Below are 13,292 nucleotides of genomic sequence, written 5' to 3'. Positions count from 1 at the left end.
CTGGGGGCTCACCCTCGCTGCGTTTGCCCGGCACCATGATTGTTCGAGTGTTTTTCGAAAATCTGGTCGATGAAAGACCGAGCCGCTTCGGTGCCCAGGTCCTTGACCAGCAGGTCAATGCCGATGATGGCCAGCTCTTCCGGGCTGCCGGGGCTGTAAGAAATATGGCCGTCCGGCCATTTGATCTTGATGTCGGCGTCGATGCTCACGGTGGTCATGGTAGGGCTCGAGAGTCAGGGAAAATTGTGAGTGTCGAGTTAATCACTTTATGGCGCTTTTGGCACTGCGACTTAGGCATGAGCGCAGGGCTATGCGACACTTGGTCTTTGACAATTATTCAAGGACCGCGCTGTGCAGATCGATTTGAACACTCCCGGCGGCTTGACCCTTGAAACAGTGCGTCAGTTGCTGGCTGCAGCCAGCGACGATGAGCACACGCAATTGCGCGTGACCAAGGGCGGCATCGCCTATATTTCATCGGGGGTCGTGGGTGGCACCGATATCGACGGCTTGCTGTTTCGCCTGGAGACCTGGGCCAAGGGGTCAGGTTATGTCGGGCGGGTGGCGGCCAGTGATGAAGTCTGGGTCATGCAGATCTACAATGCGTTGAAGCAGAACTGGCCAAAACCGGCTTTTGACTACATCGACGTCTACTGAGAGCCGTTCATATCCCGTCACGATTGAAAGGTGAAGGGCAGGGCGCTGCTCAGGCAAACTTGTCGTTTGTCCGTGTTTAAGGACGGGATGCCTGGGCTCGCCCGTGAAACCAAACGCCGCATTGGCGGTCGCAAGAATTCAGCTAAATCATTGAAATAAGGAGGCGTCATGCCTTGGAAGCTCGCGTCATTGGGTACTGTGCTGGCTGCTGCCATGCTGGTCGGTTGCAGCACGGCCACCACCGAGCCGACTGACCCAGCCACTACCACGGAGTCAGGTCATAGCCGTTGCGAGGCCAAAGCGGCCGAATTCACCATCGGCAAACAGGCGTCGCCTGAGCTGCTGGAGCAGGCACGCACCCGTGCCGGCGCGCAGAACGCACGGTTCCTGCAGCCTAACGACATGATCACGCTGGAATACCGCTCCGACCGCCTGAACCTCAACACCGATGCCAATCGGGTCGTCACCCGCGTCAACTGCGGCTGATCGATCAGGCTTATGTGTCGCCCATAAAAAACCCCGTCACATGGACGGGGTTTTTTTAGTGCGCCTGGAAATTACTCTGGGCGAACTTGAGCAGCTTGCATACCCTTTTGGCCTTTCTCAGCCACGAAGGAAACAGTCTGGCCTTCTTTCAGGCTTTTGAAACCGTCGCTTTCGATAGCTTTGAAGTGTACGAACAGGTCGTCACCGCCACCTTGAGGAGTGATGAAGCCGAAGCCTTTTTCATCGTTGAACCATTTAACGGTGCCGGTTTGGCGATTAGACATGGTGTATCTCCAAGAAACATATATTTTCAGTAGTACTGTGCTGCTCAGGCCAACTGGGCACACCCGAGTATCATAGTCGAAATGTTCGCTTTGGGAGCCCCCCACAGCGGTTGTTTGCCCTACAGTCGCACATTCTTTGTTCGCTTGTGGGGCTGAAAGCCCCGGTTTATAAGGCTTTCAGCCGAAAGTGAAGGCAATAAAAAAAGCTGTAAAACCTGAATAAATTGTAGGAAAGGGGCTGATTGGGCGGCTTTTTACCGGCAAATCAAGGTTCGAAAGCGCTGGGAAGGGGTCATTTCGCCTCTTTGCTGGTGGCCTTGCATTTAGCAATTTTGTCCAGGGCCGCTTTCTTCAGATCATCACTTGCGGTGTTGTTCATCAAAGCCTGAATATCGCTGGCCGGGTACGACTTGATAGCGTCGGCGCCACAGGCGCAGTGGGATTTCGCGGCCGGCGTGCCAATCTTCTCCGCGGCCGCAGGCACGCACTGCGCCATGTACTTCTGCCGCTCGCCCTTGGGCCAGTCCGCATGGGCGGCCAGCGGCAGCAGGAGAACGACTGGGGCGATGACTGCGAACAAACGATTCAGACGCATGCTGGGATGCTCCTTGTGGGTCAATGTCTTGTTATCTGAGGGGTAAAGCGCGGTTCAAGTTCAGCACTCTGGCATAAAACAACGGATTTGCCCCGCCAGAAAACCTCTTCACCGCCACGACCGTTCATCTGTGCTAGCATGCCTGGCTCGGGCGTTCGCAGGCGCCGGTCGACCTTCAGTCCCGGCCGCGGCAGATGCCCGAATAACCCTGATTTGAATCCCAGTCACTCTGGTTCGATTTCCCGGTTGGCCGCAAGGCTCCTGCCGCTGTAAGGCAGGCGTTCGTCATTGAATGGCCTGGATCGGATCTTGTACTGGCTCATCCCAACCCACGTGACCTTTGGTAGGGGTCACCACTAGGAGAGGAGGCGCCATGCCAACTATTACTCTTCCCGACGGCAGTCAACGTTCATTCGATCACCCGGTTTCCGTAGCCGAGGTCGCCGCATCAATCGGTGCCGGCCTGGCCAAGGCCACCGTAGCGGGCAAGGTCGACGGCAAGCTGGTCGACGCCAGCGACACCATCAGCAGCGACGCCACGCTGCAAATCATCACGCCAAAGGATGAAGAGGGGCTGGAGATCATTCGCCACTCTTGCGCCCACCTGGTCGGTCACGCGGTGAAGCAACTGTACCCGACGGCCAAGATGGTCATCGGTCCGGTCATTGACGAAGGCTTCTATTACGACATCGCCTTCGAGCGTCCATTCACCCCGGACGACCTGGCCGCCATCGAACAGCGCATGCAGCAGCTGATCGAAAAAGATTACGACGTGATCAAGAAAGTCACTCCGCGCGCCGAAGTGATCGAAGTGTTCAAGGCCCGCGGCGAAGACTACAAGCTGCGCCTGGTCGAGGACATGCCGAACGAGCAGGCCATGGGCCTGTACTATCACGAAGAATACGTCGACATGTGCCGCGGTCCGCACGTGCCGAACACCCGCTTCCTGAAATCCTTCAAGCTGACCAAATTGTCCGGCGCCTACTGGCGTGGCGATGCCAAGAACGAGCAATTGCAGCGCGTCTACGGCACCGCATGGGCTGACAAGAAGCAGCTGGCGGCCTACATCCAGCGCATCGAAGAAGCCGAGAAGCGCGACCACCGCAAGATCGGCAAGCGTCTGGGCCTGTTCCACACCCAGGAAGAGTCGCCGGGCATGGTGTTCTGGCACCCGAACGGCTGGACCCTGTACCAGGTGCTCGAGCAGTACATGCGCAAGGTGCAGCGCGACAACGGTTACCTGGAGATCAAGACTCCACAGGTCGTTGACCGCAGCCTGTGGGAGAAATCCGGGCACTGGGCCAACTACGCCGACAACATGTTCACGACCCAGTCGGAAAACCGCGACTACGCGATCAAGCCAATGAACTGCCCTTGCCACGTGCAGGTGTTCAACCAGGGCCTGAAAAGCTACCGCGAGTTGCCGATGCGCCTGGCCGAATTCGGTGCCTGCCACCGTAACGAGCCATCGGGTGCGCTGCACGGCATCATGCGCGTACGTGCGTTCACTCAGGACGACGCCCACATCTTCTGCACCGAAGAGCAGATGCAGGCCGAATCCGCGGCATTCATCAAGCTGACCATGGACGTCTACGCCGATTTCGGCTTTAAAGACGTCGAGATGAAGCTGTCCACTCGTCCGGAAAAACGCGTCGGTTCCGACGAGTTGTGGGATCGCGCTGAAGCTGCACTGGCTGCAGCCCTTGATAGTGCTGGCTTGCCGTACGATCTGCAGCCGGGTGAAGGTGCGTTCTACGGTCCGAAGATCGAGTTCTCGCTAAAAGATTGCCTTGGCCGTGTCTGGCAATGTGGTACCCTGCAGCTCGATTTTAACCTGCCTGTCCGTCTGGGTGCCGAATTCGTCTCCGAAGACAACAGCCGCAAGCATCCGGTGATGTTGCATCGGGCGATCCTGGGCTCCTTCGAACGTTTCGTCGGAATCCTGATCGAGCACTACGAGGGTGCATTCCCTGCGTGGCTGGCTCCGACCCAGGCAGTGATCATGAATATCACTGACAAGCAGGCAGATTTTGCCGCCGAAGTGGAAAAAACTCTCAACGAAAGCGGGTTTCGTGCCAAGTCTGACTTGAGAAATGAAAAAATCGGCTTTAAAATCCGCGAGCATACTTTGCTCAAGGTTCCTTATCTCTTGGTTATCGGAGATCGGGAAGTCGAGATGCAGACTGTCGCTGTGCGTACTCGTGAAGGTGCTGACCTGGGCTCGATGCCCGTCGCCCAGTTCGCTGAGTTCCTCGCGCAAGCGGTTTCCCGGCGTGGTCGCCAAGATTCGGAGTAATTATTATTAAGCGTGAAATGAGACAAGATAAACGAACTGCACCGAAAGCCCCGATCAACGAGAATATCTCGGCACGCGAGGTTCGGTTAATTGGGGCTGAAGGTGAACAGCTCGGGATTGTGTCAATTGAAGACGCGCTTCTTAAGGCTGAAGAGGCCAAACTGGATCTGGTGGAGATTTCCGCCGATGCAGTACCACCTGTTTGCAAACTGATGGACTACGGCAAATCGATCTTCGAGAAGAAGAAGCAGATTGCTGCGGCCAAGAAAAACCAGAAGCAGATCCAGGTTAAAGAAATCAAGTTTCGTCCAGGGACGGAGGAAGGGGATTACCAGGTAAAACTGCGCAACCTGGTACGTTTCCTGAGTGACGGGGACAGGGCCAAGGTATCCTTGCGATTCCGCGGCCGTGAGATGGCCCACCAGGAGCTGGGGATGGAACTCCTCAAGCGAGTTGAAGGTGACTTGCTCGAGTACGGTTCGGTCGAACAGCATCCTAAGATGGAAGGACGCCAGCTGATCATGGTCATCGCCCCGAAAAAGAAGAAGTAATCAACAGGGCACGGCAGGCCTTCTGATTATGTTTATCAACTGAATGCGGAGTATCCGAACATGCCAAAAATGAAGACCAAAAGTGGTGCTGCTAAGCGGTTTCTGAAAACTGCTAACGGTATCAAGCACAAGCACGCTTTCAAGAGCCACATCCTGACCAAAATGTCGACCAAGCGTAAGCGTCAACTGCGCGGTAGCAGCTTGCTGCATCCGTCTGACGTGGCAAAAGTCGAGCGCATGCTGCGCCTTCGTTAATTTTAGTCAAGAATAGAGGAAGTAACTCATGGCTCGTGTAAAGCGTGGCGTCATTGCCCGTAAGCGTCACAAAAAAATTCTGAAACTTGCTAAAGGCTACTACGGCGCACGCTCCCGCGTATTCCGTGTTGCCAAGCAAGCGGTAATCAAGGCAGGCCAATACGCCTACCGTGACCGTCGTCAGAAAAAACGTCAGTTCCGCGCTCTGTGGATCGCTCGTATCAACGCTGGTGCTCGTATCAACGGTCTGTCCTACAGCCGTTTCATCGCCGGCCTGAAAAAAGCGTCCATCGAGATCGACCGTAAGGTTCTGGCTGATCTGGCAGTGAACGAAAAAGCGGCGTTTGCTGCGATTGTCGAGAAAGCTAAAGCCACCTTGGCTTAAGTACCCCCGACAGTCACCCGGCCTCACCTCCGTGGGGCCAGGTGTTAAACGTCATAAATAGGGGAAGAGCCTTCAAGCTCTTCCCCTATTTTGTATCTGGAGTCTGTACATGGAAAACCTGGATGCGCTCGTCTCTCAAGCACTAGAGGCTGTGCAAAGCGCTGAAGATATCAATGCCCTGGAGCAAATCCGGGTTCACTACCTTGGCAAGAAGGGCGAGTTGACTCAGGTGATGAAGACCCTGGGGAATTTGCCGGCAGAAGAGCGTCCGCAAGTCGGCGCCCTGATCAACGTTGCCAAGGAGCGTGTCACAGAGGTTCTCAATGCCCGCAAGGCACTGTTTGAAGAGGCCGACCTGGCCGCCAAACTGTCTGCCGAGTCCATTGACGTGACCCTGCCTGGCCGCGGCCAGACCTCGGGTGGCCTGCATCCGGTTACGCGCACTCTGGAACGTATCGAACAGTTCTTCACCCATATCGGCTACGGCATTGCCGAAGGCCCTGAGGTCGAAGACGACTACCACAACTTCGAAGCACTCAACATCCCAGGCCATCACCCGGCCCGGTCGATGCATGACACCTTCTATTTCAACGCCAACATGTTGCTGCGCACCCATACCTCGCCGGTACAGGTCCGCACCATGGAGTCGAAACAGCCGCCGATCCGCATCGTCTGCCCAGGCCGTGTGTACCGTAGCGACTCGGATATCACCCACTCGCCGATGTTCCACCAGGTCGAAGGCCTGCTGGTCGATCGCGACATCAATTTCGCCGATCTCAAAGGCACCATCGAAGAATTCCTGCGGGTGTTCTTCGAAAAAGAACTGGCCGTGCGTTTCCGTCCTTCCTACTTCCCGTTCACCGAGCCATCGGCCGAAGTCGACATGGAATGCGTGATGTGCAGCGGTAAAGGCTGCCGCGTCTGCAAGCAGACCGGCTGGCTGGAAGTGATGGGCTGCGGCATGGTTCACCCGAACGTGCTGCGCATGTCCGGGATCGACCCGGAAGAGTTTTCGGGCTTCGCCTTCGGCATGGGCGTCGAGCGCCTGGCCATGCTGCGTTACGGCGTGAACGACTTGCGTCTGTTCTTCGACAACGACTTGCGGTTCCTCGCGCAATTTCGCTAGTCGTAACGAATTCTTAGGAGAGCAGGATGAAATTCAGTGAACAATGGCTGCGTGGCTGGGTAAGCCCGCAGGTAAGTCGCGACGAGCTGGTTGCCCGTCTGTCGATGGCCGGTCTTGAGGTCGATAGCGTTACGCAGGCCGCCGGTGAATTCAGTGGCGTCATCGTGGGCGAGGTGCTGAGCACCGAACAGCACCCGGACGCCGACAAGTTGCGCGTGTGCCAGGTCAGCAACGGCTCGGAAACTTTCCAGGTGGTGTGCGGCGCGCCAAACGTGCGCCCGGGCCTGAAGATCCCGTTCGCCACCATCGGTGCCGAATTGCCGGGCGACTTCAAGATCAAGAAAGCCAAGCTGCGGGGCGTCGAGTCCAACGGCATGCTGTGCTCGCAAGCCGAGCTGCAAGTGGGCGAAGGCAACGACGGCCTGATGGAATTGCCGGCCGATGCGCCGGTTGGTCAGGACATTCGTGAATACCTGAAACTGGACGATGCCAGCATCGAGGTCGACCTGACCCCGAACCGTGGCGACTGCCTGTCCCTGGCCGGTCTGGCCCGCGAAGTCGGTGCGCTGTATGCCGCTGAAGTCACCCGTCCGGTGGTACCTGCCGTGCCTGCCGTGCACGACGAAGTGCGTTCGATCGAAGTCCTGGCGCCGGCTGCCTGCCCGCGTTACCTGGGCCGAGTGATTCGCAACGTCGACCTGACCAAGCCAACGCCGCTGTGGATGGTTGAACGCCTGCGTCGTGGCGACGTGCGCAGCATCGACGCTGCCGTCGACATCACCAACTATGTGATGCTGGAGCTGGGTCAACCGCTGCACGCCTTCGACCTTGCCGAAATCAATGGCGGCATCCGCGTGCGCATGGCGGAAGAAGGCGAGAAGCTGGTACTGCTCGACGGTCAGGAAGTCAGCCTGCGTAGCGATACGCTGGTGATCGCCGACCACACCCGCGCCCTGGCCATCGCCGGCGTCATGGGTGGCGAGCACAGCGGTGTGAACACCGCGACCACCCGCGACATCTTCCTCGAAAGCGCGTTCTTCGATCAGATCGCCGTCGCTGGCAAGGCCCGTTCCTATGGCCTGCACACCGATGCCTCGCACCGCTACGAGCGTGGCGTGGACTGGCAACTGGCCCGTGAAGCCATGGAGCGCGCCACTGGCCTGCTGCTGGAAATCACCGGTGGCGAAGCCGGCCCGATCATCGAGACCGTCAGCGAACAGCACCTGCCGAAGATTGCCCCGGTCACCCTGCGTGCCCAGCGCATCACCCAGATGCTGGGCATGGAAATGGATTCGGCCGAAGTCGAGCGCCTGCTCAACGGCTTGGGCCTGACCGTTTCTACCGACGGGGCAGGGCAGTGGCGCGTAGAAGTGCCAAGCCATCGCTTCGACATCAGCCTGGAAGTCGACCTGATCGAAGAGCTGGCCCGCCTGTACGGCTACAACCGCCTGCCGGTTCGTTACCCGCAAGCGCGCCTGGCGCCGCAAGCCAAGGCTGAAGCCCGTAGCGACCTGCCTGAACTGCGTCGCCTGCTGGTCGCCCGTGGTTACCAGGAAGCGATCACCTACAGCTTCATCGATCCAAAACAGTTCGAGCTGTTCAATCCAGGTGTCGAGCCGTTGCTGCTGGCCAACCCGATCTCGAACGACATGGCCGCCATGCGCTCGTCCCTGTGGCCAGGCCTGGTCAAGGCGCTTCAGCACAACCTGAACCGTCAGCAGGATCGCGTTCGCCTGTTCGAAAGCGGCCTGCGTTTCGTCGGCCAATTGGAAGGCCTGAAGCAAGAGCCGATGCTGGCCGGTGTCGTCTGCGGCAGCCGCCTGCCGGAAGGCTGGGCACAGGGTCGCGATACCGTCGACTTCTTCGACGTCAAGGCTGACGTGGAAGCGGTGCTGGGCTTTGCCGGTGCGCTGGATGCCTTCACTTTCGTGCCGGGCAAACACCCTGCGTTGCACCCGGGTCAAACCGCGCGCATCGAGCGAGAAGGTCGTCTGGTCGGTTTCGTCGGCGCCATCCACCCGGAACTGTCGAAAACCCTGGGTCTGGACCGTCCAGTCTTCGTTTTCGAGCTGGTCCTGGCGGAAGTGGCCTCGGGTAAAATGCCTAAATTCCACGAGTTGTCGCGCTTTCCTGAAGTGCGTCGTGACCTTGCATTGATTGCTCACAAAGATGTTGCGGCCGCGGCAGTACTGGACGTAATCCGTGAAAATGCAGGCGAATGGCTGACAGACCTCAGGCTATTTGACGTGTATCAGGGTAAAGGCATTGATCCTGATAGAAAAAGCCTTGCAGTTGGCTTGACCTGGCAGCATCCATCGCGCACTCTTAATGACGATGAGGTGAATTCCACGACGCAAAATATCCTCACCTCGCTCGAACAAAGGTTGGACGCCACGTTAAGGAAGTGACGTATGGGGGCTTTGACGAAAGCTGAGATGGCGGAACGTCTGTATGAAGAGCTGGGCCTGAACAAGCGGGAAGCCAAGGAATTGGTCGAACTGTTTTTCGAGGAAATCAGGCACGCTCTCGAAGACAACGAGCAGGTCAAATTGTCCGGTTTCGGCAATTTCGACCTTCGGGACAAACGCCAGCGGCCTGGCCGCAACCCGAAAACGGGGGAAGAAATCCCGATCACGGCTCGCCGTGTGGTCACCTTTCGTCCAGGGCAGAAGTTGAAGGCCCGAGTTGAGGCTTATGCTGGAACCAAGTCATAACGACGAGCTTCCCGTCATCCCAGGCAAACGCTACTTCACCATTGGTGAAGTCAGCGAGCTGTGTGCGGTAAAACCACACGTGCTGCGCTACTGGGAGCAGGAGTTTCCTCAACTCAACCCCGTCAAACGCCGCGGAAACCGCCGGTATTATCAGCGCCAGGACGTGCTGATGATCCGGCAGATCCGCGCGCTGCTGTACGATCAGGGTTTCACCATCGGCGGCGCACGCCTGCGCCTGTCCGGCGATGAAGCCAAAGACGACACCACCCAGTACAAACAAATGATCCGGCAGATGATTGCCGAGCTCGAAGATGTCCTGGTTGTCCTCAAGAAATAAATTTCTGCTTTTAAATACTTCCAGTTTTCAAAAGCTTGCGATATATTCTTGAGCGTTCCTCGAGGTGAGGAACAGGATACACGCCTAGTCGGGGCGTAGCGCAGTCCGGTAGCGCACTAGCATGGGGTGCTAGGGGTCGAGTGTTCGAATCACTCCGTCCCGACCATATTTTTCAATGACTTAGCCCAACTTTCGCGAGTTGGGCTTTTTCATGTGCGTGACTTTTGCGTGACTTCTCGATTTTTCACGCCTGCTTCCTCTTCAAGATTGTCAGGACCGGTCCACGCGAATCGGTTGCTGATACCATGTTCGCAGCTTCAATCAGGTGCCCGAGCTCTGCGCCCGAGTAGTGACTGGTGATGCTGCCGTTCTTGTGGCCCAGAAGCGCCTTCCGGTCTTCCTCGGTGACGCCTGCTGCGCGTAGCCGACGGCCAAACGTGTGTTTGAGGTCGTGGATCCTTATGGATGCATAACCTGGGTGAGCGAGGCGAAGATTTTCCTCCTGCCAGAGTTTCGCCGCTCTCACCCGCGCCTTCTTCCAGGCCGAGTCGTTCATCCGGTGCATCGCGGTACCGTTGTAGGGAAAAACCCATTCCTTGCTCAGACCGCGCTGCTGCTCGATGATCGACTTGGCCACGTTGTTGAGCACGACCAGGCGCTCATCACCGTTTTTCACGCCGGACCGTTCGTGTCTGCCGCCAAAATCAGCAGGGATCAGAAATACACTCGTGCCGAGTTCCGGTACCGAGATTTCCCAATCCCATCGCAGCTTGCAGACCTCCTGCTCCCGGGTGCCGGTGTTCACCTTGAACAGCGCCATCGTTTGCAGGTGAGCCGGCAATTCCGCAAATAGAATCGACTGCTCTTGCCAGGACATCGGGTAGGGCTTGCGGCTCGACTTCTTCTCTTCCAATTTCGTGAGCATTGGCACGCTATCCAGCCACGGCCTGCGCTCATCGTCTCGCCACTTCCTGGCACACAACGATAAAACCCGAACCACACGCTCGATCGAGATATTCACCGTTCTGTTGCTTACACCCTTCTTTACCTTGCCGTCCTCGAGCTTCTTGGTCGCCAACCTGTCCTTGATGAAGGGCACCAGGGCTTCGTCATCAATGTGGGTGAGCGGTATATCGCCAATGAACGGGTCCAGCTGAGAAAGGTGGTGTGCCGATAACTTGATTGAAGGCTGGTCCTTGAATTCCAGCAGGAAGCGAGTCGCCGCCTCCCGCCAGATCCTCACCTTCTTTACGCCATACACCTTCTGCTGGCGGATCTGCTCCAGCCTGAAAATCAGGTAGCGTTCCGCTTCTTCCCTGTCACCAGTTCCAGTGCTTTCGTAAAGTCGTTCTCCGTTGATTTTCTTGTCGATATGCCAGATGCCTTTCCTCTCGGAGAGGCCTGTGATCGATTTTCGCGCCATGATTTATCTCCTTTCAGGCGCTCGCTGCGGGGCAATTGTTGCTCCGGGGCGCGTTTTTTATCAATTGCTTTGGCCTCGACATACGCCGTTGCCCAGTCATCCAGTTCCTGACGGTCGAAGCCGACACCCCGTTCGCCGATGGGGAACTCGCTGACATATGGGCGAACGGTTTTGTCGAATTCGGCGCGACACATGCCCAGGTATATAGGCGCAGCACCGGCACGAATGAAACGGGGAAGGATGCTTTCGCGCCGGGGCCGGGAGGGCGCCTGCGCCAGTTCTGCAGACATAGATGCTCCATGCCGCGCGTGGCGGTAGAAGGTGGTGGATTAGACGGCCATCTCGGCCTGGGTTTCTCGTTGCCAGATGGGCGAACTGTTGTGCGCTTCGATGCGATCCGCAATGACGTTTGCGCGCTGGCCGGCGGTAGGCGGGGCGTACATTCCGAAACGGCTGATGCTGCCGCCGTTGACTGCTGCGTTTGTGGAGTCAGCCGAGGCGAATGGCAGGTGCTGGAAGATCGCTGGGTCGAGCATACGCAGACCGTGGAGGCGGCAAGCGGGCCGACCTTGGTCGTCGCAGATGGCGTCCATAGCTGAGCCGATCCGCTTCCACCATGCTGACGTTCCTGGGCTAGCCCACTGGCCGGAACTGCCAATTGCCACCGTTGGCCAGTGAGCAGCCAGGCGAGCAAGACGCTCGAGGGATTCATGCAGATGCCAAACCGGTACGCCGCGCAACTCCGCCGGCCATGCCAACAGCAGTGCGTCGTTCGCGGCTTCGTCCCCATCGATGACATCGGGGATCAGCGCCCAATCGAAACCCGGGTGCCTATGCCATTGCTCAACCCAACGGGTGTATCCGTCGACGTCAAGTTTGCCGCCTTTCTTCCAGACCGAAAACGCACCGTTGTCGAAGACGAACGACTGGCAAACGTCGGCGACAACGCCCATGTCGTCTTGGCGCGGGAACGGCACGAGGGCGTGCCGGCCGGCAAGGAACCGGGCGCCGTCTTGCCGCGTGCCGCCAATTGGCGTCCCGTGATAAGCGATCATCCGCTGAGCCTCACTGTTTCGATCTCGATGCCCTGGTGGGTGGCGACGATTGTTTGATCACCGCCCAGCGTTTCAGATAGGCGATCGGCAATCTGTTCGTGCCAGCCTTTCTTGATGATCGCGGTCGCGGCCTTGATGTGTTCGACGTGGATCAACTTCGGCGACCGAACTTCCAGCTTGTAGATGATCATTTCGCCGTCGGCCGGGCAGACGGCTGCGAAGGTGTATCGGTAAATATTCACGCGCAGTCCTCGCCCGCCGTATACCGGCAGGCTGGTAGGTGGATTTGGGAAATCAGATGAGGGGTGTTAGGCAGGCTGAGTGGCTGAACTAAGGTTTATTGGTTCACCTCGCCAGTTGCGCACACGCTTTCTCCCCTGAAGGTAACTGGCGGGGTGAACCCCTATCACCGCGGCCTTTTGTAGCAATACACGTAGGCGAACCAGGCGAGGGCGATCATGGCGTTACCTTCTGGTCGAGTAGGACATCGCTGACGCACTTCTCTGGAGATAGGTTGAGATGGATTAAGATTCAGGAGTGAGCAATTAGCGCCGGATCGCTTCAGGTGCATTCTCGGTGCTAATCCCAGGCGTCTACTGCCCACCACGCGGTGGAAGGACAGGTGCGAAAATGTGGGTGCATTGCACGTACTGTAATGGAACAGGGAAGGTCGGATATGGGGTGATGGAACCAAAGTTTCAGTGCTCCGTCTGCCAAGGAATCGGTAGCTATGAGGATGGCAAGATTCCTGAGCGTCCTTTGCCTCCCCCCGGCGATCGCATCATTACGGATTCGGATACAGTCGGAATACTTTCGAGTAATAAAAAATTTTCAACACTAGTCGGATGGGTTGTTGCAGGTTTTTTGTTCTGGAGGTTGTATCTCGCGGGTGCTTTAGAGAAAGAGTGGTATTTCATCGGTCCTATTGTCGCGGGTTGTTTAGCAACATGGCTGCTTCGTCGCGCAGATTGGCTCTGCACCGTTCTTCGAAGGGTTGTATTGGCCGTAATATTTTGTGGCGTCCTAGCAGTGGCCTATTTCTTTCTTAAGAGCTAACAGACCAAAATAGCTTCTCAGGTATGGCTGGTCCTTGCCGCTATAGCGGCTGACTTTGAAGGGGGAGTGGGG

At 57.3% G+C, this 13,292-nt stretch carries 17 protein-coding genes and 1 tRNA gene; 11 read left to right on the top strand and 7 right to left on the bottom strand.

Features of this window, described 5'->3' with window-relative positions; translation table 11 throughout:
* Positions 1 to 8 precede the first annotated feature (8 nt).
* Positions 9 to 218, bottom strand: a complete 210-nt coding sequence (locus SOP85_RS05305) for a hypothetical protein (RefSeq protein WP_274076535.1) — start codon at positions 216 to 218, stop codon at positions 9 to 11.
* A gap of 133 nt (positions 219 to 351) precedes the next feature.
* On the opposite strand from SOP85_RS05305, the gene SOP85_RS05300 reads away from it, so the two are divergent.
* Positions 352 to 657: a hypothetical protein gene (locus SOP85_RS05300; protein ID WP_274076534.1), complete on the top strand. Its 306-nt coding sequence runs from the start codon at positions 352 to 354 to the stop codon at positions 655 to 657.
* 168 nt (positions 658 to 825) lie between these two features.
* The gene (locus SOP85_RS05295; protein WP_274076533.1) at positions 826 to 1,143 is read left to right on the top strand and encodes an I78 family peptidase inhibitor; all 318 of its coding nucleotides are present in this window, start codon (positions 826 to 828) and stop codon (positions 1,141 to 1,143) included.
* A 71-nt stretch (positions 1,144 to 1,214) separates the two neighbouring features.
* On the opposite strand, the gene SOP85_RS05290 is transcribed toward SOP85_RS05295, so the two are convergent.
* Positions 1,215 to 1,427, bottom strand: a complete 213-nt coding sequence (locus tag SOP85_RS05290; RefSeq protein ID WP_003179963.1) for a cold-shock protein — start codon at positions 1,425 to 1,427, stop codon at positions 1,215 to 1,217.
* Between the two features lie 292 nt (positions 1,428 to 1,719).
* A complete protein-coding gene (locus tag SOP85_RS05285) occupies positions 1,720 to 2,022 on the bottom strand; it encodes a hypothetical protein (protein ID WP_323607504.1) in 303 nt (100 codons plus the stop codon).
* Positions 2,023 to 2,395: 373 nt separating this feature from the next.
* Between SOP85_RS05285 and thrS the strand changes: the two genes are divergently transcribed.
* The 9 genes from thrS (at position 2,396) to SOP85_RS05240 (ending at position 9,852) form a co-directional block, all read left to right on the top strand.
* Positions 2,396 to 4,318: a threonine--tRNA ligase gene (thrS, locus tag SOP85_RS05280; RefSeq protein ID WP_046815517.1), complete on the top strand. Its 1,923-nt coding sequence runs from the start codon at positions 2,396 to 2,398 to the stop codon at positions 4,316 to 4,318.
* Complete coding sequence (gene infC, locus SOP85_RS05275; RefSeq protein WP_172435703.1) at positions 4,318 to 4,869, top strand: translation initiation factor IF-3; 552 nt, start codon at positions 4,318 to 4,320, stop codon at positions 4,867 to 4,869. Before thrS ends, infC begins: the two co-directional genes overlap by 1 nt.
* Positions 4,870 to 4,929: 60 nt before the next feature.
* On the top strand, positions 4,930 to 5,124 hold the full coding sequence (gene rpmI, locus SOP85_RS05270; RefSeq protein ID WP_002553160.1) for a 50S ribosomal protein L35: 195 nt from the start codon (positions 4,930 to 4,932) through the stop codon (positions 5,122 to 5,124).
* A gap of 28 nt (positions 5,125 to 5,152) precedes the next feature.
* Positions 5,153 to 5,509 (top strand): 50S ribosomal protein L20, encoded by a 357-nt coding sequence (gene rplT, locus SOP85_RS05265; protein ID WP_007905879.1) that lies wholly within the window; start codon positions 5,153 to 5,155, stop codon positions 5,507 to 5,509.
* Positions 5,510 to 5,618: 109 nt separating this feature from the next.
* Positions 5,619 to 6,635 carry a phenylalanine--tRNA ligase subunit alpha gene (gene pheS / locus SOP85_RS05260; RefSeq protein WP_007905876.1) on the top strand — a complete coding sequence of 339 codons (1,017 nt, stop codon included), beginning with the start codon at positions 5,619 to 5,621 and terminating at the stop codon, positions 6,633 to 6,635.
* A 26-nt stretch (positions 6,636 to 6,661) separates the two neighbouring features.
* Positions 6,662 to 9,043: a phenylalanine--tRNA ligase subunit beta gene (gene pheT, locus SOP85_RS05255; RefSeq protein WP_323626313.1), complete on the top strand. Its 2,382-nt coding sequence runs from the start codon at positions 6,662 to 6,664 to the stop codon at positions 9,041 to 9,043.
* A gap of 3 nt (positions 9,044 to 9,046) precedes the next feature.
* Complete coding sequence (gene ihfA / locus SOP85_RS05250; RefSeq protein ID WP_002553164.1) at positions 9,047 to 9,349, top strand: integration host factor subunit alpha; 303 nt, start codon at positions 9,047 to 9,049, stop codon at positions 9,347 to 9,349.
* On the top strand, positions 9,330 to 9,686 hold the full coding sequence (locus SOP85_RS05245) for a MerR family transcriptional regulator (protein WP_003179985.1): 357 nt from the start codon (positions 9,330 to 9,332) through the stop codon (positions 9,684 to 9,686). The genes ihfA and SOP85_RS05245 overlap by 20 nt, the downstream gene beginning before the upstream one ends.
* Before the next feature lie 89 nt (positions 9,687 to 9,775).
* Positions 9,776 to 9,852 (top strand) — tRNA-Pro (locus tag SOP85_RS05240).
* 78 nt (positions 9,853 to 9,930) lie between these two features.
* On the opposite strand, the gene SOP85_RS05235 is transcribed toward SOP85_RS05240, so the two are convergent.
* The 4 genes from SOP85_RS05235 to SOP85_RS05220 are packed head-to-tail and all read right to left on the bottom strand — an operon-like array spanning position 9,931 to position 12,406.
* On the bottom strand, positions 9,931 to 11,094 hold the full coding sequence (locus tag SOP85_RS05235; RefSeq protein WP_323626353.1) for a tyrosine-type recombinase/integrase: 1,164 nt from the start codon (positions 11,092 to 11,094) through the stop codon (positions 9,931 to 9,933).
* Positions 10,980 to 11,399 carry a hypothetical protein gene (locus tag SOP85_RS05230; RefSeq protein WP_323626311.1) on the bottom strand — a complete coding sequence of 140 codons (420 nt, stop codon included), beginning with the start codon at positions 11,397 to 11,399 and terminating at the stop codon, positions 10,980 to 10,982. Before SOP85_RS05230 ends, SOP85_RS05235 begins: the two co-directional genes overlap by 115 nt.
* Before the next feature lie 39 nt (positions 11,400 to 11,438).
* The gene (locus tag SOP85_RS05225; RefSeq protein ID WP_323626310.1) at positions 11,439 to 12,164 is read right to left on the bottom strand and encodes a hypothetical protein; all 726 of its coding nucleotides are present in this window, start codon (positions 12,162 to 12,164) and stop codon (positions 11,439 to 11,441) included.
* Positions 12,161 to 12,406 (bottom strand): hypothetical protein, encoded by a 246-nt coding sequence (locus SOP85_RS05220; protein ID WP_323626309.1) that lies wholly within the window; start codon positions 12,404 to 12,406, stop codon positions 12,161 to 12,163. Before SOP85_RS05220 ends, SOP85_RS05225 begins: the two co-directional genes overlap by 4 nt.
* Between the last annotated feature and the right edge of the window lie 886 nt (positions 12,407 to 13,292).

Origin of the sequence: Pseudomonas sp. YuFO20 (assembly GCF_035064975.1) — a bacterium.
Taxonomy (GTDB): Bacteria; Pseudomonadota; Gammaproteobacteria; order Pseudomonadales; family Pseudomonadaceae; genus Aquipseudomonas; species Aquipseudomonas putida_AE.
Note: the sequence above shows the minus strand (reverse complement) of the source record. Positions and strands in the feature narration are given on the sequence as shown.

Bases quoted from the DNA above. Each gene is read 5' to 3' on its own strand.
- SOP85_RS05305 (WP_274076535.1), bottom strand. From the start codon at position 218: ATGACCACCGTGAGCATCGACGCCGACATCAAGATCAAATGGCCGGAC.
- SOP85_RS05295 (WP_274076533.1), top strand. From the start codon at position 826: ATGCCTTGGAAGCTCGCGTCATTGGGTACTGTGCTGGCTGCTGCCATG.
- SOP85_RS05290 (WP_003179963.1), bottom strand. From the start codon at position 1,427: ATGTCTAATCGCCAAACCGGCACCGTTAAATGGTTCAACGATGAAAAA.
- SOP85_RS05285 (WP_323607504.1), bottom strand. From the start codon at position 2,022: ATGCGTCTGAATCGTTTGTTCGCAGTCATCGCCCCAGTCGTTCTCCTG.
- thrS (WP_046815517.1), top strand. From the start codon at position 2,396: ATGCCAACTATTACTCTTCCCGACGGCAGTCAACGTTCATTCGATCAC.
- rpmI (WP_002553160.1), top strand. From the start codon at position 4,930: ATGCCAAAAATGAAGACCAAAAGTGGTGCTGCTAAGCGGTTTCTGAAA.
- rplT (WP_007905879.1), top strand. From the start codon at position 5,153: ATGGCTCGTGTAAAGCGTGGCGTCATTGCCCGTAAGCGTCACAAAAAA.
- pheS (WP_007905876.1), top strand. From the start codon at position 5,619: ATGGAAAACCTGGATGCGCTCGTCTCTCAAGCACTAGAGGCTGTGCAA.
- pheT (WP_323626313.1), top strand. From the start codon at position 6,662: ATGAAATTCAGTGAACAATGGCTGCGTGGCTGGGTAAGCCCGCAGGTA.
- ihfA (WP_002553164.1), top strand. From the start codon at position 9,047: ATGGGGGCTTTGACGAAAGCTGAGATGGCGGAACGTCTGTATGAAGAG.
- SOP85_RS05245 (WP_003179985.1), top strand. From the start codon at position 9,330: ATGCTGGAACCAAGTCATAACGACGAGCTTCCCGTCATCCCAGGCAAA.
- SOP85_RS05230 (WP_323626311.1), bottom strand. From the start codon at position 11,399: ATGTCTGCAGAACTGGCGCAGGCGCCCTCCCGGCCCCGGCGCGAAAGC.
- SOP85_RS05225 (WP_323626310.1), bottom strand. From the start codon at position 12,164: ATGATCGCTTATCACGGGACGCCAATTGGCGGCACGCGGCAAGACGGC.